This is a genomic window from Variovorax sp. P1_G12 (assembly GCF_056405555.1).
In genome coordinates this window covers 397,155-417,704 of sequence record NZ_JBFUBW010000001.1, presented here as the reverse complement: position 1 = coordinate 417,704, position 20,550 = coordinate 397,155, and the positions used below count along the sequence as shown (strand labels likewise).

The 20,550-nt window shown below is 66.0% G+C and carries 17 protein-coding genes and 2 pseudogenes; 2 read left to right on the top strand and 17 right to left on the bottom strand.

The genetic code is table 11. The features are described from left to right. Positions 1–2 precede the first annotated feature (2 nt). The gene (locus AC1D2O_RS02050) at positions 3–1,034 is read right to left on the bottom strand and encodes an IS110 family RNA-guided transposase (RefSeq protein ID WP_478089711.1); all 1,032 of its coding nucleotides are present in this window, start codon (positions 1,032–1,034) and stop codon (positions 3–5) included. A gap of 368 nt (positions 1,035–1,402) precedes the next feature. Next, positions 1,403–2,080 carry an iron-containing redox enzyme family protein gene (locus AC1D2O_RS02045; protein WP_478089701.1) on the bottom strand — a complete coding sequence of 226 codons (678 nt, stop codon included), beginning with the start codon at positions 2,078–2,080 and terminating at the stop codon, positions 1,403–1,405. A 223-nt stretch (positions 2,081–2,303) separates the two neighbouring features. Here AC1D2O_RS02045 and AC1D2O_RS02040 point away from each other — a divergent pair, with 223 nt between their 5' ends. Beyond that, positions 2,304–3,215, top strand: a complete 912-nt coding sequence (locus AC1D2O_RS02040; protein ID WP_478089702.1) for a LysR substrate-binding domain-containing protein — start codon at positions 2,304–2,306, stop codon at positions 3,213–3,215. Between the two features lie 73 nt (positions 3,216–3,288). Here AC1D2O_RS02040 and AC1D2O_RS02035 read toward each other — a convergent pair. The 6 genes and pseudogenes from AC1D2O_RS02035 to AC1D2O_RS02010 form a co-directional block, all read right to left on the bottom strand. Further along, a pseudogene (locus tag AC1D2O_RS02035) lies at positions 3,289–3,408 on the bottom strand (DUF3363 domain-containing protein); the annotation flags it as partial. Positions 3,409–3,765: 357 nt separating this feature from the next. After that, positions 3,766–4,248 carry an N-acetyltransferase family protein gene (locus tag AC1D2O_RS02030; RefSeq protein WP_478156061.1) on the bottom strand — a complete coding sequence of 161 codons (483 nt, stop codon included), beginning with the start codon at positions 4,246–4,248 and terminating at the stop codon, positions 3,766–3,768. Between the two features lie 412 nt (positions 4,249–4,660). Continuing rightward, positions 4,661–5,122, bottom strand: coding sequence for a thioesterase family protein (locus AC1D2O_RS02025; RefSeq protein ID WP_478089704.1), 462 nt, complete (start codon positions 5,120–5,122; stop codon positions 4,661–4,663). Positions 5,123–5,383: 261 nt separating this feature from the next. Next, complete coding sequence (locus AC1D2O_RS02020) at positions 5,384–5,731, bottom strand: DUF2958 domain-containing protein (protein ID WP_478089705.1); 348 nt, start codon at positions 5,729–5,731, stop codon at positions 5,384–5,386. Between the two features lie 585 nt (positions 5,732–6,316). Then, positions 6,317–6,625, bottom strand: coding sequence for a DUF736 domain-containing protein (locus AC1D2O_RS02015; RefSeq protein ID WP_478089706.1), 309 nt, complete (start codon positions 6,623–6,625; stop codon positions 6,317–6,319). A 673-nt stretch (positions 6,626–7,298) separates the two neighbouring features. After that, a complete protein-coding gene (locus AC1D2O_RS02010) occupies positions 7,299–8,579 on the bottom strand; it encodes an ABC transporter C-terminal domain-containing protein (protein ID WP_478089707.1) in 1,281 nt (426 codons plus the stop codon). Positions 8,580–8,675: 96 nt separating this feature from the next. Here AC1D2O_RS02010 and AC1D2O_RS02005 point away from each other — a divergent pair, with 96 nt between their 5' ends. After that, a complete protein-coding gene (locus AC1D2O_RS02005) occupies positions 8,676–9,152 on the top strand; it encodes an OST-HTH/LOTUS domain-containing protein (protein WP_478089708.1) in 477 nt (158 codons plus the stop codon). Here the strand turns inward: AC1D2O_RS02005 and AC1D2O_RS02000 are convergent. From AC1D2O_RS02000 to AC1D2O_RS01960, 9 genes and pseudogenes are all read right to left on the bottom strand, one after another. Further along, positions 9,068–9,870, bottom strand: a pseudogene (locus tag AC1D2O_RS02000) (JAB domain-containing protein). The gene AC1D2O_RS02005 and the pseudogene AC1D2O_RS02000 sit on opposite strands and share 85 nt — an antisense overlap. A 43-nt stretch (positions 9,871–9,913) precedes the next feature. Next, a complete protein-coding gene (locus AC1D2O_RS01995) occupies positions 9,914–11,074 on the bottom strand; it encodes a thiolase (protein WP_478089709.1) in 1,161 nt (386 codons plus the stop codon). Next, entirely contained in the window at positions 11,071–11,475 is a 405-nt protein-coding gene (locus AC1D2O_RS01990) for a Zn-ribbon domain-containing OB-fold protein (RefSeq protein WP_478089710.1), read from the bottom strand. The genes AC1D2O_RS01995 and AC1D2O_RS01990 overlap by 4 nt, the downstream gene beginning before the upstream one ends. Then, positions 11,472–12,461 (bottom strand): Bug family tripartite tricarboxylate transporter substrate binding protein, encoded by a 990-nt coding sequence (locus AC1D2O_RS01985; protein WP_478089712.1) that lies wholly within the window; start codon positions 12,459–12,461, stop codon positions 11,472–11,474. The genes AC1D2O_RS01990 and AC1D2O_RS01985 overlap by 4 nt, the downstream gene beginning before the upstream one ends. A gap of 145 nt (positions 12,462–12,606) precedes the next feature. Continuing rightward, on the bottom strand, positions 12,607–13,524 hold the full coding sequence (locus AC1D2O_RS01980) for a LysR family transcriptional regulator (RefSeq protein WP_478087650.1): 918 nt from the start codon (positions 13,522–13,524) through the stop codon (positions 12,607–12,609). A gap of 123 nt (positions 13,525–13,647) precedes the next feature. Next, positions 13,648–14,343: an aspartate/glutamate racemase family protein gene (locus AC1D2O_RS01975; protein WP_478087649.1), complete on the bottom strand. Its 696-nt coding sequence runs from the start codon at positions 14,341–14,343 to the stop codon at positions 13,648–13,650. A gap of 250 nt (positions 14,344–14,593) precedes the next feature. Continuing rightward, positions 14,594–17,752: an efflux RND transporter permease subunit gene (locus tag AC1D2O_RS01970; protein ID WP_478087647.1), complete on the bottom strand. Its 3,159-nt coding sequence runs from the start codon at positions 17,750–17,752 to the stop codon at positions 14,594–14,596. Then, positions 17,749–19,260, bottom strand: a complete 1,512-nt coding sequence (locus tag AC1D2O_RS01965; RefSeq protein WP_478087646.1) for an efflux RND transporter periplasmic adaptor subunit — start codon at positions 19,258–19,260, stop codon at positions 17,749–17,751. The genes AC1D2O_RS01970 and AC1D2O_RS01965 overlap by 4 nt, the downstream gene beginning before the upstream one ends. Continuing rightward, positions 19,257–20,489 (bottom strand): TolC family protein, encoded by a 1,233-nt coding sequence (locus AC1D2O_RS01960; RefSeq protein WP_478087644.1) that lies wholly within the window; start codon positions 20,487–20,489, stop codon positions 19,257–19,259. Before AC1D2O_RS01960 ends, AC1D2O_RS01965 begins: the two co-directional genes overlap by 4 nt. Between the last annotated feature and the right edge of the window lie 61 nt (positions 20,490–20,550).

Below are 20,550 nucleotides of genomic sequence, written 5' to 3'. Positions count from 1 at the left end.
CGTCACGCCGTTTGCGGCCTGACGCTTTGAAAGCCCCGTTGGTAATCCTGCTGCTTGGCCGTCACGGCCCAGATCGTTCGGGCCATCTTGGCGGCCTGTGCCACGATCACCACGTTGGCGGGCCTGCGACTCTTGAGCCCCTCAAGCCACGCCCCAGGCTCCTTGGTGTGCGCCAGCACACTTCTGGCGCCGTGAATGAGCAAGGTGCGCATGTACGTGTCACCTCGTTTGGAGATGTTGCCCAGGCGCACCTTGCCGCCCGTGCCGGTTTGCGAGGGCACCAGGCCCAGCCATGCGCAGAACTCTCGCCCTGACTTGAAGGCGCTGGCCTCGCCCATGGTGGCAATGGCCGCGGTCGCCGTCAGCAGGCCCACGCCCGGAATCTGCGCAATGCGCTGCATGTCCGCATCGGCCTTGAGTTGGAGCGCCAGGCGCTTCTCTACCGTCTGCATGTCCTGGCTCAACGCCTTGATGCGCTCGACTTGCTCGTGCAGGCTGTCCCTCACCATTTGGGGCAACTGTGGCGAGAGCTCTTCCAGAGCCTGCTCGACGTCCTTGAACAGGGCATTGCGGCCCTTGGCGAAGGTGGCGCCGAATTCATACAGCAGCCCACGCAGGGCGTTGGTTTGCATGGTGCGCATCTTCATCAGGAGTTCGCGCTGGCGATGCAGCGTGAGCGTGGCTTGCTGGACCGCGGTCTTGATGCCAACGAATTTCACGCCAGGCTGTTGCACGGCCAGCCAGATCGCACGAGCATCAGTGGCATCGGTCTTGTTGCCCGAGACGAAGGGCCGCACCGCCTTGGCGTGCAACAGGCGCACCGTGTGGCCTAGCGCCATCAATTCGCGCGCCCAGTGGTGGCCACTCCCGCAGGCCTCGATGGCGATGAGGCAGGGCTGGCGATTGGCAAAGTGTTCGATGACCTTGGCGCGCTTGAGCTGCACGTTGATGACCTCGCCCGTGCCCATGTCCACCGTGTGCAGCTGAAAGACGTGCTTGGCAATGTCCAGCCCGACGACCTGCCGACCGTTCATGGTGCCGATGATTTGTCCTGCATTCATGCCTGTATTACGATTCATGACGGACCCTCTGCGGTGTTTGTGAAGACCTTGGTCTATCACCTCTTGGGCACTTTGATGCCGTATCCAGCAGAGGGTCCCTCTGCTCTTGCTCAGCTTGATCTCCGCGGTCAACGGCAGCGCTTGCCGCCTTCGGCGTCATCTCAACTCCAGTCTTCTGATCCCCTTCGGGAGGGAGGCATCCATAGCATCTCCTGTGAAGACTTCAAGGCGCGTGACCGCTGCGCCTGGAGCGCTCGCGTGGCCGCAACCCGCTCCAGCGGGCGCGCCAGCCACGGCCTTGACGTGCACCGGCGAGGGGCCGGCGACCCGCCTGCGTCGACTCAACGAATGATGTTCACTTTCGGCATCGCGAAGGGCCGCCAGAAGTTCGACCAGGCGCGTTGCATGCGCTGCAATTGATCGACGAAATCCTGCTGCTCGCGCGATGACCGGATCAACCGCCTGGCGATCTGGTTGGCCCCCTGGTCATGCTCGGCTTCCTGCACGACATGCGTCGAAAAGAAGATGAGATCGGATGCCGAAAATCCCAATTCGTCCAGTCGACGCAACATCAGCGGATAGGACAGGACGGCGGACCGCTCCAGAAAGCAGTAGGTCGCCATCGCGATGCCGTTGTCCGCGTGGCGATAGCCGGCTTCGATGGCATCGAGGTAATGAAGAACGTCCGGCTCGACGTCGGCACGCGCAATCGGCAGACGGTCGGCGCGCAGGCCGACCGCCTCGCAGAATCGAGCGAAGAGGCGGCTGTGCACCGCCTCGGCTTTTCCCGACCCGTACTCTTCGTAGAGCGCTTTCGTGACTTCAGACAGCGAGTGGTGGTCCGTCATCGCCAGGCGCTTCACCATCAACGGCAGCAGCTTCGCCTGGGAGATCGAAAAGTAATGGTAGCTCCTCGCCCAGCGCCCAAGTCTCGGGTCCTGTCGGCCGCTCAGGCCGGCGAAGAATCGTTCTTCGGGTTCAGGAAGAGCCAGTTCGTCGAGAGTCGCGAGATAGTCCATAGGTCAAGATGCTCCAATGTGGTGAATCAAGGTCCGAACGACGTGCTGCGGGCAGCCGGCCAGCGCGCGCCCCAACGATATCGGCGGCCGTAAAGTGGCAGCAAGTCACATTTGCTTGCATTCGCCGCAGAAAAACTGCTCGCCACCCCGTCAAGGGTTGCATGCCATGCAAAAATGATTTCGTCCACACTCAAGGCGGTCGAAGGTTCATCAGGTTGCGGCCATGGCCACTCGCATCAGGCTTCCCCCACTGAATGCCGTTCGCGCGTTCGAGGCGACCGCCAGGCATCTGAACTATCGAACGGCGGCCGATGAGCTTTGCGTGACCGCCGGCGCTGTCGGACAGCACGTCCGATCGCTGGAATCCCATCTCGGTGTCAAGCTGTTCATCCGGCTTCCCGGCACCTTGGCGCTCACGGTCGTGGGGCGTACCTACGCCGAATCGATCCGCTCTGCGTTGCTCCAGCTCTCGCGAGCGACCGAAGAGGTCACGGGCAAGCGGACCATCACCATCTGGGCGCCGCCCAGTCTGGCCACTCGCTGGCTGGGCCCGCGGCTGAACGTCTTGCGCGCCGCGCACGAAAATGCCGAATTGCGTGTCTGCGCCGACATCGCAGAGGCCGATATTTCGCGGGCGGACATCGATCTGGTGATCGAGCATCGACCGGACAGCCGCTGCGCGTGCAGCCTGAAGCTGTTCGACGAGGAGCTGTTTCCCGTCTGCAGTCCTGCGCTCTTCGAATGCCTCGGGCGGCCCAGTGATCCGGGGATTCTGTTGTCGCAGACGCTTCTGCACACGTCGCTGCACGATTTCTGGGAGGCATGGATGGCGAAGGCGGGCGTCGCCCCGGGGCGATCGCCCCGGGGTCCCTTCTTCAACCAGGCCACCGTGGCGCTGGAGGCCGCCGCGGCAGGACAGGGCTTCGCGCTGGCGGTGGACCAGCTCGTTGAAAGGGATCTGAAGGACGGTCGGCTGATCCGACCGTTCGCCCATCGCCTGAACACCTCCTGGGCCTATTACGTGGCGGCCCCGCAAGGCGCACTGAACATGGACGATCTCGAGTCGCTCAGGCAGTTGCTGCTGGCACCCATCCCGCACATGCCATCCCTCATCGGATCGCTGGCACCCGGCTGAGAGCGCCGCGTGTGCCACTTCCGCACCGCCTGCCTTCCAAGTCCAAGGGGGGCGGTCGCGGGTCCGGCGAAATCTAGAGGGAGAGGCCGCGCTGTCGCCCGAACTTCCAGGACACGGACATCCCGCGCACCACTGCGGACATCTCTTGTCCAAGACGCTGGTCGATCACGGGCCGCCAGGGCACGAGGCTGAACCCTGCGCGGGGCAGGCCCTGTATCGACGCGCGTCATTGCCGGCGTCAACGTGGCCGGCGGGTTCCACGGAAGCGCGGACGTTGCCGCGCTGCGCGCACCGGTTGAAGTGGTCGATGCCTTTTTATCCATGTTAGGTATCCAGTTAGAGATTCCTGCTTGCGCACCATGGGCTTCAAGGCTGAAGTTCCAGGCTCGATTCCCGACGGCCGGCGATCACGGACGCAAGGTCCGGAGCATGCGGTTGCTTCGCTCAGCATGGTCTCGGTGAAGGTTCATGTGCGAGGATTGGCTCGCCCGTCCCAGCGGRCATCGCAACTGTGCGCGTGCGCGGCGCATGAACCGCCGCCGATCAGGCCTCAGAGCCTTGCGAAGAGGCGGTGATCCTCGCGCAGCAAGAAGCCTTCGCGCCGATAGAAGTCGAGCGCGAACCCGCCCACCGGCAAGGATGGTGCGGTGACCTCCAGCCATTGCCACCCCCTGGTGGTCGCAAATTTCTTCGCCCTTGCAACGAGCTTCTCGCCCACACGTCGCGACCGAGCCTCCGGCACGACGTACAGCTCGGGGATCAGCCCGAAGGCGCCGCCGGCCGACAGGGTGCAGCCCTCGCAGGGTGCGACGAACCCGGCGATGGAATCGTCGTCAGCCCGCGCGACGAACACGAAGTACTGCTCCTGCTCGAGAAGCTGGGCCAGCCTCGCCGTCGTGTCGCCCAGGTCGAAAGGCGCGCCGGGATCTTCCGCCTCGCCGGCGACCTCCGCCAGCAGACAGCCGACCAAGGCGGCCACCGCTCGCGCGTCAGAGGGGGACGCTTGTCGAATGACGTAACCGATCGAGGACATCCAACAAGTCTAGCGAGCTCTCGAAGCGAACAACGGCGTTGCCCCGAGGCCGGCGGCCGAGGCGGGGCCGGCATGGCCTGGCCTGCGACGCCGCCGATTGCCGCTCCGGCGCACGCTGCGCCCGAAGTCGGCCTCGCCACGCTGACGCGTTGCACTCCGATCTTGGATGAGTGGGATTGCCCGAGATCGGTCGCGACACGCCGCAGCGCAGGGGTGAAGGCTCGACGGTCGGCCGCCAGACCGCACGCGCATGCGTGCGCGCACGCCTTGACTGAGAGAACGGCGAGGCCCTCTGAAGGGAACTGCAACGCCCCTTGCTGCCTCTACCCGGGGCGGCCAATCGATGCCCCCGGGAGCACGGGAGGCATGAAGAAGTCATTCGTCCACCGCAAACGAAAGGAGCGATCTGCGCCTACGAGCGTGAATCGCTGCGACGTAGCGCGATGGCGTCCAACTTCCTGGCAATTCGCGGCTCGATACTTGCGCGCAGCGCCGCAACCAGTGTGACGGTCCCGTCCAGCACGAGCTCGTGATCGTCATGCGCGCGGATACGGAACGTCGCGCTGCGCTCCCCGATGCCCTCGGTCCAACCACCCACGCGCAGTCGCGTGGCGGGCGGAATGGGGGCTCGGTGCTCGATCCGGACGGTGCGCCCCACGACCACTTCCTCGATCGGATCGACGTGTCCCTGCATTTCTCGAATGCACATGGATTCGATCACGGCCACCAGGTATCCGGTTGCCAGGCATTCGATCATCGTCTGCGCGTAGCCGCACCGATGAGGCAGCCTGGCAAACAAGGACCGCGCCGTCTGATCGTGCGGCATTGCATAGGTTTCCTCGAAGAAGGTTTCACTCACGCGTTGATGGTTCATGTTGGGCAGGAAAGAGTGGCTGGCGTGGATGCCAGATGAAGAAGAGCACGCCCCTGGGGGTCGTTCCCGGATGCTCCCGCGCCGTTTCGATCAACCCCACCGGTTGGGGCGCAGCCTGGCGTAGGCGCACGCATGGCGCGTCCTGAGACCGGGACGGCCAGCTGCAACGCTCGCCCCACGGACCCGTTGTGAACGATGAAGCGAGGCCTGCGCAGCAAGGACAGGAACACCAGCCGCGGAGGCTGGCGGCTGAAAGGGGGGCTAAGCCACGATGCGCCCCGAGAGGCGCGCTTCGCGCGCACACCCGCTGATGGGCTTGTCGGCGGCGAAGCCGAGGTCCCGTTCGATCGGCAGGCCCAGGCGCCCCCGCAAGGCCGCGAGTTCCTGCAGGCTCACGCAGCCTAGCTCCGGAAAGCCCCATCCCAGGTCGCACAGGCCGAAGGCCCGGTCCGGGTCCTCCGGATCGATCTCGGTCAGCAGCCACGTCGCTCCCGCGTCGGGCGTGAACATCTTGACCACGGGATACGGATCGGATTCGCCATCCTCGATAGATCGCCGGCCATTGGCCAGCAACTGCGCATGTTGTTCGTCGGTGATCAGCTTCGTCATGGTCTTTCTCCTTGAAAGGAATCCGGGCGGAATTGCCCGGGATCGGAAGCGGCACGGCGCAGCGCAGCCGTCAGGGTTCGACGACGGCCGCAGGACGCCAGCGTGCACCGCACGCGCCGACCTTGACGGCGAGACCGGCGTGCGACGATGAAGGGAACAGCAACACCGCTCTGTACCCGCGCATGCCAGACTTGCAAGCGAAGCGCGCAGCACCGCAGGCGCGAAGGCGTCAGCGATGGAAGCTCGAGAGGGGCGAGACGCCATGGGCGGCTTGATGCTGCGCCCGAGAGCGCGGTCCGGCATCGCCGGAGATGCCCGGCAAGGTCAGCCCTGGAAGCGAGACTGCTGATATGCGCAAGACCACGATCCTGTTTGGGCTCATCGGCGAGGCTCCCTGACTCCGTACAGGCGCCGGATCGAAGTTCGACGCAATGCGTGAATGTGCGCGGCGCCTTCGCACCCCTTTCGCAAGCGAGGAAAGCGAGGCGATGAGTGCGGACACAACGCGTCACGCCGAGACCGTCGACGCACGCCATGACAGAAAAGAAAAAGCGCCCCGCCGAGGCGGGGCGCCGAGGGCGATGCTCAATCGCCCTTGCTGCGCGACCAGATCAGACTGTGCGCACCGTCATCCGCCTCGACCAGGTGGGCATAGATGGTCGCGGGGAACGATGGATCGTCCAGCGTCACCGACAGATAGGGCCGGTCCGCCTGGCTGATCTTCTTCCACGCCGCGCCGATTTCCAGACCGTTGCCGGCGATGACGCGATAGTCCGGGGCGTTTTCGCTCGCCTTTTCGGCGGCCGCGATCTTGACCTTCACGTTCAGGGACAGGGTGCGAACGGTGCCGGTGTACCCGTTGCCCGACGCGATGAAGTTGCCAATGGTGCTCATGATGAAGTCCTTTCGAGGTTGATCCAGGACCGCGCCCATCGCGGCCTTGGCGTGATCCGAATGGCGCGGGTCCGGGCTCGCCGCACCACCTGGCGCAGCGCAGGAGGCCGCAGCGCAGCGAAGGACCGGAAGGCCCGAGAAATTTGCCTCGCGAGGAATCTGCGCAGCAGAGGGGAAATTTGTCGGACCGCACGGTTGCGGCGGTCAAGCCCGAGGCAAAGCGAAACGAAGGGGAGCGGCGCCGTGCCCGCGCCAGGATTCACGGCAAAAACAAGGGCCGTGGGCGTGGACCTGTACTCGCAAAGGACGCATGCGCCCGGCAACCACCGAGCCAGCGACAACCATCCGGCAAGAATCCGGCTCGCAACTGAATGCCAGTCGCGCCGCACTCGCGAACGAACGAAAGCGCCCCTCCGCGCCGCGGCGGCTTGCGGGACTGATGAGTTCGAAGTGGAAGTCGATTGGCATCGCGTACCAGGTCCTGTCGGAGCGCGCCTGCGTCGTTCACGCCGGCCTGCCCGTCAGCGTCGGACACGGCAAGGCAAGGCAAGGCAAGGCAAGGCAAGGCAAGGCACAGTACATCCCAGCGCAGCGAGGCCTGTCGCAGATCGTGGATCCGCGCCGCCCTTCGCGGTGCGCGCTTGCATGGGCGGCGGCGGCGCAGCCGCTGAATTCAAAGACGCGCGCGGCACACCTGCCGCGCGCGTCGCGCCCCTCGCCGGACAAGCCCCGTCCCGCAGGCCGGGGCTCCATGCTCATGCGACGGCTTGCACGACCCCGCAAGCTTCGGTCTCAGCGTCGCCGGCTGTCTCGGCGCCGTCCATGGCTTCTGGCTCCGACGCGATGGCCTGTGCTTGGGCATCAGCGTCCTGTCGCCGGAACATCGCAGGCAACCATCCGGTTCCCGCGCCAGCCGTTCGGCCCCGGTCACGATGTCGGCCTTCCTGAGCTTGCCCAGTCGGTTCACCTCGGCCGGCGCGAACGCCTGGACCGCTTCAAGCGTGCGGGCTTTCGAGACATGCTCGAAATAGCCACACGCGGTCGGCGTCCACCAGTCGTGCATGTCGAGGTTCACCGCCCGCGCGAGCGCGTCGGCGGGATGGTGGTCTTCACGGCAAGCCAACGCGTTGACCGTGGAGGCCACGCACACTGCCAGCAGCGACAGCAGTTCCTGTTGCGGAAAGGCCAGCAGTTCCGCAAAAAGCGCCTCCGGGTCCTCGGGCAGGCGGTCGGCCCAGGCCTGCCGAACCCGGCGCATGCCCACGGCGGCCGGTGCCTCGTCCATGTCCGGCGCATGCAACCCGAGCCCAGCCTGCGGCACGGCGCTGATGTCGATCGGCGAGCCATGCGACCCATAGCTGTCCATGATCACGCGCAGCGCAAGGCGATGCACCAGGGCCACCAGCGCGACGTGCGGGTGCCGAGCGACCTCGGCGTGCAAGGCCGTGCGGTGCGCGCTCAGGCGCTTCACCAACTTCTCCGAAAGACCAGGCCGGGCCGGGTCACCGTGGTCGGCGTCCGAACCGTGGCCCGCGCCGCCTTCCTCCGGCCGCGCCTGCTCCCGCAACGCCTTGGCCTCTTCCTCGCGCAGCAGGCCGCGATGCACGACCACGCCGCCCATGTGATCGAGCGACACCACGGCCCCGGCCAGCGCCACCACGGCGCTCGGGTATTCGACCGGCTTGCTTTCGATGGTCTCCAGCGCATCGCCAAGTTCGTCGATCTCCTCCTGCAACGCCTGGGCCTGCGCGTCGGTCATGTCCTCGTTCCCGTCGTCCAGCCGATCCTGCAGCTTCGCCTGCCGTTCCTCCAGCGCGGCGATGCGTCTGGCCTCGGCCTTGTCGGGCGCACGGCGCGTGCTGCGCGCCCGCTGGAACTGGTAAAGCTCGGAGGACGTGGTGCGCGGCGCGGCATCCACCCAGGCCCAGCCCTCGGCCCGTACCTGCTCGGCCACCGACGCGAGCCGGTCGCGCGCCCAGGCCCGCGGGCCGGAGATGCCCCGAAATCGGCTACTGTGAGGGGACCGTTCATCCCGCAACACAGACATCGAATGAGCATCACCCCAACGACAACGGAGACACGCGTGGCCGTCCTGGTCGACTGCGACAACGTGTCGCCCGACGCCCTGTGCAATGCCAGCGACCAGTTCTTCGAATGGACCCGTCCCGAGCCACCCGCAGAAGCAGTTGCCGAGGCCGCACCGAGGGCGACCGCCAAAGCGGAGCCGGCCAAGGCCGAGCCGCCGAAGCAGGAGCCGCCCAAGCGCCGGCCACGCTTCCTCGTCGAGGCCGTGTCACTGCTCGCCAGCGACACATCCGAGGGCAAGGTCGGCCTGGGCGTCCTGGGCCAGTACCTCAAGCGCACCGACCCGGCCTTCTCGCCCCAGACCTACGGCCACTCGGGACTGTTGAACATGGTCAAGACCTATGACCTGCTGGCGCCTCAGTTGGAGCAAGGCGGCCATTGGTCGGTGAGCCTGCTGCCCAAGGCCGAGGGCACGGCGGAAGCCGACGTGCCGCGTCCATAGGGCGCGTCGACGCAAAGAGGCAAGAGCCCGAAGGCTCCTGCGTCAAAGTAGCCCCTCTCTGCCATCGACAGGACCGTGCCGCCCGCGACGATCAGATGATCCAGCACGCGCACGTCCACCAGCGCGGTCGCCTGCTTGAGCGTCTGCTTCAGATACTCGTCGGCCCGCGAAGGTCGGCACAACCGCTCGGGTGGCAATGCACGAGCAAGAGTGCGGAACTGTTCAGCGACAGCGCATCCTTGACCACCTCGCGCGGATACACCGATGTCTGGCTCACCGTGCCCCGGAACATCTCCACGTAGTCGAGCACCCGGTGCTGTGCATCCAGGTGCACCACGGGGAAGATCTCATGTGGCAGACTCCCCAGCCGTGCCCGAAGGAAGTCCTTGACCACGGCCGGCGACGTCAGTACGTCGGTCCCACGCACCCGGCCTGCCAGCACCCGCTGCGCCGCAGCCAGCACCTCATCGGCCTCGGCCGGACGGTATTCGTCCGCGACATCGCGAACGAGCAGCGAAGAGGCAGCAGAGAAAGCGGCAACGAAGGAATCGAGGGAAGAGAACAGATCGTGCGACATGGCGAACTCCAGTGATCGGGCGGGATGCTCGATCTTGATGACTTCGGCGCCCAGGTCGGCAAGGTTCTGTGTGCACCATGGCCCCGCCAGAATCCGCGAGAGATCCAATACCTTGATGCCATCGAGGGCCTGATCGAGCATGCTTGTTTCACTCCATGGAAGGTTGCTGGACGCAGCCCTTGCGTCACGTCGAACTCGCCAGAATCGCGGTGGCCTGGCTCGACAGCACCCCGCCATTGCCATGCACGAGCGCCACTTCCGCGTCCCGCACCTGTCGTGCGCCGGCATCTCCGCGAAGTTGGCTCACCGCCTCGATGACGAGGAAGATGCTGTACATGCCCGGATGGGTGCAGGAAAGGCCGCCGCCGTTGGTGTTCATCGGGAAGTCACCGCCCGGGGCGATGCGCCCGCCTTCCACGAATGCGCCGCCCTCGCCTTTGCGGCAGAAACCCAGGTCTTCCAGGAACAGGATCGGGTTGATGGTGAAAGCGTCGTACAACTCGACCAGGTCGATGTCGGCAGGGACGAGGCCCGCCTCGGCGAACGCGGTGCGTCCCGAGTCGACGGCCGGCGTCACCGTGAGATCGTCCATGCAGGAAATCTGCCGGTGCCAATGCGCATGACCGCTGCCCAGCACGTAGATCGGCTTGGCATGCAGGTCGCGCGCGCGGTGCGCGGCGGTGACCACGAACGCGCCGGCGCCGTCTGTCACCAGGCAGCAGTCGCGCACGGTCAGTGGGTCCGAGATCATCTTCGCGCCCAGCACGTCATCGAGAGACAGCGGATCGCGCGAAAAGGCCTCCGGGTTGAGCTGTGCCCATTGCCGCGCGGCAACCGCCACCTCGGCCAACTGACGGCGCGTCGTTCCGAATTCGTGAAAGTGCCGCGACGCGGCCAGCGCGTAGCTCGACACCGGATTGAAGGGCAGATAGGGATGCTCGTAGGGCTGGGGGTCGAGCTCCGCGCGCAATCGATGGATGCGGGAACTGCTCGGCGCGCTGCGCGGCGTGGCCCCGTAGCAGACGAGCACGTGCTCGCACTCGCCCGCCGCGATGGCGAGCGAGGCGATCTTGAGATCCGCGATGAACGACGAACCGCCGAACATGGTGCTGTCGCTGAACCGGGGACGAATGCCCAGGTACTCGGCCATGCGCAGGGTCCACCACGGCGAGGTGAGGCTGGAGGTGATGAGGCCGTCGATGTCGCGCATCGCCAGGCCGCTGCGCTGCACCGCGGTGCACGATGCCTGCGCGATGATCTCCTGCTCGGAGCGGCCGCCGGCATGGCCGAGGCCGGCCAGCCCGGTGCCGAGGATCGCCGTCGTTGCGCGATGACCGGCGCTCATGGCGCCTGCCCGGGCACGAACACGAGAAGCGGGCCTTCAGGTGTGATGTCGATGCGCGACTGCACGCGCAATCCGATGCACACCTGCTCCACGGGCAACTCAACGACGCGGCTCATCAGGCGCGGGCCCTCATCGAGGTCCACCAGGCATATGGTGTGGTCACCTTCGGTGCGACGCACCACGGTCGTCGCGTAGACCACGCCCCGCCCTGACGGCAGGAACCACTCCAGCGCCAGTGAACCGCAATGCGGACAGCAAATGCGCGGATAGAAATGGGGCCGGCCGCACCCCGTGCAACGTGGAATCTGGAAGATGCCCTCGGCAAGCCGCTCGAAATAGCGGGCCTGCGCATGCGCCGTACCGCCGGGCGGCCCTGGCGCCTCGTCCACACCCGGCGTCATTCCGACACCTTCACGCCCGTCATCTGAACGAGCCGGCGCCACTTGGCGGTTTCCAGTTCAACGTACCGGCGGACCTGCGCCACACCGCGGACCCCGCCGGGTTCGCTGTACTGCGCCTTGAGCCGTTGCGTCATCTCCGGCGAGTTGATGATCCTGTTCACCTCCCGATTGAGCTGGGCGACGATGGGCTCAGGCGTGCAGGCCGGCGCATACAGGCCGAGCCAGGTGTAGACGTCGAAATCCCGGTAGCCCAGCTCCATGAGCGTGGGAAGTTGCGGGAACACCTCGCTGCGCTCGGCGCTGGTCACGACGATGGGGCGCAGCTGCCCGCTGGCGATGAAGGACGACACGCTCATGGCATCCTGGATGGCCACCGGCACCTGCCCGGCCACGGTGTCATTGACTGCGGGTGCCGCGCCCTTGTACGGCACGTGAGACAACGGCACACGGCCCTCATGGCGCAGGAGTTCGCCGGCCAGATGCGTGGACCCTCCCACGCCCGCGGAGGCATAGGGCACGCTGGGCTGCGACCTGGCCCATTTGAGAAACTCGGGGAAATCGCGTGCCGGGACGGCCGGGTTGACCACCAGGAGGTTCGGCGCCCTGGCCAGTACGGCGATCGGCTCGAAGTCCTTGACCGGGTCATAGCCCACCTGGCTGCGCGTTGCCGGCGCGATGACGTGTCCGGTGGCGCTGATCAGCAGGGTGTAGCCGTCGTTGGGCCGCTTGGCGACATATTCCGTCGCCACCTGCCCTGCCGCACCCGCCCTGTTCTCGACGATGACCGGCTGCCCAAGCGTCTGGGACAGGTCGTTGGCGAGCAACCGGCCCACGATGTCGGTCATCCCTCCAGGGGGAAACGCCACGACCAGCGTGATGGGCTTTTGAGGCCAGGGCGCGGTCTGCGCCGCGGAAGAAAAAGCGCTGCAAGCCAGGCCGGCAACAGCCACCAGCATCGCCAGGCGGCGAGTGAGGATCCATCCCATTTTTGTCTCCTTATAGGTCACCGGCCGGGCCGGTGCGGGCTGCCCTGGGCAGTCACCAGGAAGGAGTCTAGGAATGAGCTTTCGAACGCACCATCCGAAAGTTCCGAAGGAAGCTTTCGAAGAATTGAAAGAGAAGGCTCGGTGCTCAGCCGGCAGCTTCTCGCGTGGCAGCGACGCGCGGGTCGTCCAGCAGGAACCGCACGAACGCCTGTGCGAACGCCGGCATGCGCGCATCCTGCCGAACGGCCAGATTCAGCTCGCGCAGCGCCCAGTGCTCGGACAAGGGGATGGCGACGATCGCTCGTGCCTCCGGCGACGTGGCGACCACGCTGCGCGGCACCAGGGCGATGCCCACGCCGGCGTCGACCAGCGACAGCACCGAATCGAAATTGTGGGCGTGCATTCGCACCGACAGCGGACGCGCCACCTTCTGCGCCATGTCCCGCAGGAACATGAAGTTGCTGCTGCTGCGGCTCATGCAGACGAAGCTGAAGCCGAGCGCCTGGGCAAGCCTGATCTCGCCATGCCCAGCCAAAGGGTGGTTCGACGGCGCGGCGATGACGAGCCGGTCCAGCGCGTAGGGATGCACTTCGATGCCTTCGACCTCGGTCGACCCCGCGAAGATTCCCACATCAACCTCTCGCGCGAACACCGCCGCAGGGATGGTCTCGCTCTGCCGCTCTTCCACATCCGCGTCGATGTGCGGATTGAGCATCAGGAAGCGCCCCAGGCTGGGAGTGATGAATCCATTCAATGAACTGCTGTTGGCCGCCAGTCGCACGTGCCCCTTGAGTCCGGCGGCGAACCGGCCGACGTCTTCGTGCATGCGTTCGACACCTCCAAACAACTCGCGCACATGCGTCAGCATGGCTTCGCCGGCCGGTGTCAGTCCCATGCCGCGCGCGTTGCGCACGAACAGCGGCGTGCCCAGCGCATGTTCAAGATTCTTGAGCCGATAGCTGGCCGATGACGCCGTGATGTGCACGGCGGAAGCACCGGTCGAGAGGCTGCCTGCCTGGGCGATCGCCATGAAGAGGCGGAGATCGGTGAGTTCGTATCGCATGGCCTTCCGCGCGCTTGCATCACACGGCGTTGATCTTAGCGAGCGTGCAGGCACGGCCGTCTGCCTGGCCCTGACGTCGGTGACGCAGGGCTCCCCGCGGCCCCCGGCCCCCGGCCCCCGGCCCTACCCTGCCAGCGCGAAGTCGACCGCGGCAGCGGCGTGCAGCGCGGTGCTGTCCAGCAGCGGCAGCGCGCTGTCCTGATCCTTGACCAGCAGCGAGATCTCGGTACAGCCGAGCACGATGGCCTCGGCGCCGCGGGCCTGCAGCGAGGCGATCACGCGGCGGTAGGTGTCGCGCGAGGCGTCGTCGACGATGCCGACGCACAGCTCGTCGTAGATGATCCGGTGCACCGCGGCGCGCTCGTCCGGCTCGGGCACCAGCACCTCCAGTCCGTGCCGCTGTGCCAGCCGATCCTTCATGAAGCCCTGCTCCATCGTGAAGGCGGTGCCGAGCAGGCCCACGCGGCGCAGGCTGTCGCGGGCGGCGGCGGCGCCGACCGGATCGGCGATGTGGATGAAGGGCAGCGGCGTCGCGGCCTGGATGCGATCGGCCAGCTTGTGCATGGTGTTGGTGCACAGCACGATGCACTCCGCCCCGCCGGCGTGGAGCCGGCGCGCGGCGTCTTCGAGGATGGCGCCGGCATCGTCCCAGCGGCCCTCGTGCTGGGCCCGCTCGATCGGCCCGAAGTCGACGCTGTGCATCAGCAACTGCGCCGAGCGCAGCGGCCCGAGGCGCTCGCGCACCTGCTGGTTGATGAGGCGGTAGTACTCGCTGCTGGATTCCCAGCTCATGCCGCCGATGAGGCCGATGGTGCGCATGGAGATGGTGGAAGAGTGGATGGGTGGAATGGGGATCATGCCGCGGAACGACACTGGACCTTCGTGGACGCGCCACTTGACTTGCGGGGCACCGCCCGAGCGGGCCTGCCTGGCGGCGGCTTTCCGGCCAGCGGGGAGGCAGAATGCGGCGAACCGCCGGAATCGGCCATCGGCGGTCTTTGGCCGTCGGTTCTCGTTTGCAAGCCGGCTGACAGGTGTCGTGACAGACCTCGAAGGGAGCAGGCTTCCTCTACGGCACGACCTCGTGGTCCTGTCGGGTATCGCGCGCTGCAGTTCGGCGTCGATTGACCAAGTACCAGGCAGCCGGGATGACGAGCAGGCTGAGCAATGGCGCCGTCACCATGCCCCCCACCATGGGGGCGGCAATTCGGGTCATCACTTCGGAGCCCGTTCCGCTTCCCCACATGATCGGCAGCAAGCCCGCCATGACCACCGCCACCGTCATCGCCTTTGGGCGAACGCGCAGCACCGCTCCCTCGCGAATGGCTGCAATCAACGTTTCGTCGTTCATCGGCGCTCCAGCTTCGATACGCCGCGCAAGGGAGTTCTTCAAGTAGATGAGCATCACGACGCCGAACTCGGCAGCGACGCCGGCGAGTGCGATGAAACCGACCACGGTGGCGACCGAGATGGAATGTCCCAACGCCCAAACCAGCCAGAAGCCGCCGATGAGAGAGAACGGGACCGCCGCCATGACCAGTGCTGCATCTGCAACAGACCTGAACAGCACGTAGAGCAGGACGAAGATGACGGCCAAGGTGGCGGGCACGACGAGCTTGAGCCGTTCGGTCGCTCGCTCAAGGTACTCGAACTGCCCCGACCATGAGACGGCGTAGCCGGCGGGCATGGTGACCGATTTGGCCACTGCCGCCTGCATGTCGTTGACCACCGACCTCAGGTCCCGGCCTCGGACATCCACGTACACCCAGCCGGAGAGGCGCGCGTTCTCGCTGCGCAACATCGGCGGGCCTTCCTGGATGGTCACCTTTGCCACGTCCTGCAGGAGGAGTTGCGCCCCCTTGTCGGTCACGAAGGGCAGTTCCCTCAAGCGCTGCAGCGAGTCGCGAACCTCTCGCGGATACCTGACGTTGATGGGATAGCGTTCTCGCCCCTGGATGACCTCGCCCACGTTGTCGCCGCCGACGGCAGTCGAGACGATGGACTGAACATCGGCCACGGAAAGTCCATGGCGCGCGGCTGCGAGCCGGTCCACGTCGACGTCGATGTACCGGCCACCGGTCAGGCGCTCGGCCAGCGCCGACGAGACACCTTGAATGCCCCTGACTGTTGCTTCAATCTGCGTTGTCAGCGCGTCGATGGTGGCCAGGTCGGCGCCGGCGACTTTGATGCCGACAGGGCTCTTGATGCCGGTTGCCAGCATGTCGATGCGGTTGCGGATGGGCGGCACCCAGACATTCGTCAGGCCCGGCACCTTGACCACGCGGTCGAGCTCTTCAACGAGCTTGTCGGGCGTCATCCCGGCACGCCACTGTGCGCGCGGTTTGAACTGGATGGTCGTCTCGAACATCTCGAGCGGCGCCGGGTCCGTGGCGGTGTCGGCGCGACCCGCCTTGCCGAAGACCCGCTCGACTTCCGGCACCGTCTTGATGAGTCGGTCCGTCTGCTGAAGAAGCTCGGAAGCCTTGGAAATCGACAGCCCGGGGAGGGCCGATGGCATGTAGAGCAGGTCACCTTCATCCATCGGCGGCATGAATTCACCGCCGAGACGCATGACAGGGATGGCTGTCAGTGCCATGAGCACTGCGGCGACCGCCAGGGTGGCCTTCGGAAAGCGAAGCACCGCTTCCAGCACGGGCCGGTAGGCCGCCACGAGGAAACGATTCACCGGGTTCGCTGCCTCGTGAGGGATGCGTCCGCGGATGAGGTAGCCCATCAGCACAGGAACCAGCGTCACGGACAGGCCCGCAGCCGCAGCCATTGCATAAGTCTTCGTGAACGCCAGCGGCGAGAAGAGCCGCCCCTCTTGTGCTTCCAGGGTGAACACGGGCACGAAAGACAGCGCGATGATGAGGAGCGAAAAGAACAGGGCCGGCCCAACCTCGATGGACGCCGCGCTGACCAACTCCCATCGTTCCGGAGAAGTCGGGCTCCTCCCATGTTTCGCCTCGAACGCCTCCAGGTGCTTGTGGGCGTTCTCCACCATCACGATGGCTGCGTCGACCATGGCGCCGATGCTGATGGCAATGCCGCCGAGTGACATGATGTTGGCGTTGACGCCTTGCCACTGCATGACGATGAACGCGGTCAGCACGCCAATCGGAAGCGCGACCACCGCCACCAATGCCGAGCGGAGATGAAACAGGAAGATGGCGCAGACGAGCGCCACGACTGCGAATTCTTCCAGCAGTTTGAAGCGCAGGTTCTCGACCGCGCGGTCGATGAGCAACGACCGGTCATAGGTCGGAACAATCTCCACGCCATCGGGCAGGCTCGACTTGAGCGTCTCGAGCTTCACCTTGACGGCCTGGATGGTCGTACGTGCGTTCTTGCCCGAGCGCATGACCACGACGCCACCTGCAACTTCCCCTTCACCGTCGAGCTCGGCGATGCCGCGGCGCATTTCGGGACCTGTCTGTATCGTGGCCACGTCGCGCAGGAGCACTGGGGTCGCGCCCGAGACCGCGAGCGGAATGGCACGAAAGTCATCCAGCGATTTCAGGTAGCCGCGCGAACGCACCATGTACTCGGCCTCCGCGAGTTCGACGACCGAGCCGCCCGAAGCCTGGTTCGCCTTCTGCAAGGCCGCGACAACCATCCCCTGGGTCACGCCAAGGCCCCGCATGCGGTCAGGGTCGAGCACCACCTGGTACTGCCGCACCATGCCGCCGATGCTCGCGACCTCGGCGACATCGGGGATGGTCTTCAGCTCGAACTTCAAAAACCAATCGTTGAGGGCACGAAGCTGCCCGATGTCCCGTTTGCCTGACCGGTCAACCAGGGCGTACTCGAAGACCCATCCGACCCCGGTCGCATCGGGCCCCAGGGAGGCATTGGCGCCCGCGGGCAGTTTGCCCTGCACCTGATTGAGGTACTCCACGACCCGCGAGCGGGCCCAGTACGGGTCCGTCTTGTCGTCGAAGAGCACGTAGACGAAGGAATCCCCGAAGAACGAGTAGCCGCGGACCGTCTTGGCGCCCGGCACGCTCAGCATCGTGGTCGTCAGCGGGTAAGTCACCAGGTCCTCCACCACCTGGGGGGCCTTGCCTGGGAAGGGCGTTCGAATGATGACCTGGACGTCCGAGAGGTCGGGCAGAGCGTCCACAGGAATGCGGGCGGCCGACCAGACTCCGGCCGCCACCAGGAACAGCGTGGCGACGAGCACCAGGAATCGGTTGCCGACCGACCATCGGATGAGCGCGGCAATCATTGCTTGGCGCCCGGTTGAACGCGCTGCACCGAGAGGAGTTCATAGCCCATGGGGCCGGCCTCATTGAACTCGAATCGCACGGTGTCACCCGGCTTCACGTCGGCAAAGGCGTTGGGATTCGGCTTCGAAAAGCCCATCGTCATGGACGGCCACTTCAGCGTTGGCACCGGGCCATGCGAAATCGTGATGCTGTCGAGCTCGACGCTCTCGACCTTGCCTTCTGCCGTATGCGTGCCTGACGCCTTCGCTGCCGGCGATGAGGCTGTCTGTGCAGGAGGCGATGCGGACACCGACATGCTTCCCAGGACCGAGCGCAGCCGGGCTTCGGAGTCAATGAGGAACTGACCGCTCGCGACCACCTGGTCACCGTCGTTCAGTCCCTGGACGATTTCGATGTCGTCACCGAGGTCCATGCCGAGGGTGACGTCGCGAGGTTCGAAGGTGCCGCCGTCCTTGCGGACGATGACGACCGCACGCTTGCCCGTGCGAATCACCGCCTCGGCCGGAACGACGAGCCGGCTGCTTGTCGGTCCTGCCACTCGCAGACGCAGCAGCATTCCGGGCGTGAGCTTTCCTTGCCGGTTGTCGACCTCGAAGCGCGCCTTCAGGGTGCGAGTGTTCGAGCTGACCTCCGGAAGTATTTCCTTGAGTTCGCCATCGAAGGTCTGAGAGGCATCAGCCTGAAGCACTGCCGTGACTTTCTGACCGCGGGTCAACCGCAGCGCCTGGGCTTCCGGAACATCGGCCACGGCCCAGACCTTGTCGAGACCGGCGATGCGGAACAGCGTCATGCCGGGCGTGACGGCAACCCCTTCCCGGACGCCCAACTCGGCGACGACGCCATCGGTCGGGGCGCTGAGGGTGAAGCGTGCCTGCGCGGTTCCGGTGCTTTCGCTCTGGCGGATGAGTTCCGTCGGAATCGACATCGCGCGCATCCGCTCGCGCGCTGCGGCGATGAGGTCGGGTGCGACGCCGGCGCGCTGGAGCGCAAGCAACTCGTTCTGCGGTCCGAGCCACTCCGGCGCGAAGATGGTCGCCAGGGCCTGCCCCTTGCGTACGCGCTCCATGGGGGCGCGCACCGCCAGGCGTTCGACGTAGCCAGCGACGCGCGTCTGTACCGCCACATTCAGCCGCTCGTCGAACTGCACGGAACCAATGGCGTCGAAGGAGCTCGAGGCTTCGGCGCGACGTACCGCAGCGATGCGGATGCCCAGGTTTTGCTGCACCGTCGGACTGACCTTGACGCCAGATTCGCTGGGGTCGCTGTCGGCATACACAGGCACGAGTTGCATGTCCATGAACGGCGACTTGCCCGGTTTGTCGAAGCGTGGGCCTGGAACCATCGGGTCGTGCCAGTAGAGAACCTTGCGGCCGTCGGTCGACGAGACGGCATGGCTTGCTGCGGCATGCTCGCCCTCCCGGCCGGTCTGACGCCCGAGCAAGAAGCCTGCGCCAATGAGCGCAGCACCGGCTACGACAAGAAGCGTGGTCAGGTAAGAGCGTTTCATCGGTCGGCTCCTGGCGAAAGGGGTTTGAAGGCCAGCTGCGCCTGGGTCCTGGCGAGGTCGCGCTGAAGCACAAGGAGCTTTCGCTGTGCTTCCACTTCTGCGTGTCTCGCCTCGAACAGCGTCATCAGCGTGCCCTGGTTCGACCGATAGGCAGCGATGGCTGCCGAGGTCCGCTGCCCGGCGACGGCCACGACGCCGGAGCGGTAGCGCTCGATGCGTTCGCGTAGGCGCTGGGCATCGCTGGCAAGCGTTCGGTATTCGGCTGTTGCCGCGCGCGTGGCTTCTTCAAGCTCTGCCTCAGCCTTCCCGGCCAGTGCGAGCTTGGCTGCCGTTTCCCGGTCCCGGCGCTCGGACGGCGCTACCTGAAGAGGGATGCTCACGCCGAAGGTCGCCATGTCTGAGTAGTTCGTGCGCTGTCCATACGAGACCTCCCAGGTCCAGTTCGGCTTGCGCTCCGACGCAGCGACTGCGGCGCCTCGCTGGGCCACATCGATGTCGAACCGCTTGGCCGCAACGATCGGATTCCCCGCGACATATGCCTGCTCCGTCGCCAGGGGAACCGACGCGACAGGTGCCAACTCTTCGACGGTGGCGCCGACCCAACGCTGGAGCGCGGCCTGAGCCGCACTTTGCAGTTGACGAGCCTCGGCCGACTCGTCTTCGGCCAGACCGCGCGCGCCAGTCAGGGCCAGCGCTTCCTGGCTGCTGCCCGAGGATGAAGCAAGACGGGCACGCGCCGCCTCGAACTCTTCATGGGCGTGGTGCTCCGTGAGCGTCGTCAGCTTCAGCGCTTCGGCGGCATAGTAGGCGTCGAGGTAGGCCAGCGCGGTGTTGAGGCGGGTTTCGGCGACAGCGCTACGCGCCTGGACGCGCTCCCGCGCGACAACGGCCTCCGCCGAGGCCTGACGGGCAGCTCGTTTCTCGCTCGACAGCCATTCCTGGCTGATGCCGATGCGTTTCATCGTCATCGCGTCGCGCGTGGTGCTGAAGCGGTCGGGGCCGGTCACCGGCAGGTTCTCGATGCCCGCGCGCAGCATGGGGTCCGGAAGCTGGCCGGCGGCGCGTGCGGCCTCTGACGCGCTCGTCACGCCTGCTTGTGCGGCCCGCGCGGCTTCAGAGCGATTGACGGCCAGGTCGAGGGCCGTCTCTAAGGTCAGAGGGGCGGCCGCTGCGAGGAACGGAAGAAGTGCGGCAGCCAAGGCGGCAGCGCGCAGGAAGTGGGATGGCATGAGTACTCCGAAGACAAATGAGGCGTGAGCTGGCAGGCGGACGAGCCGCACCAGCGCCGTT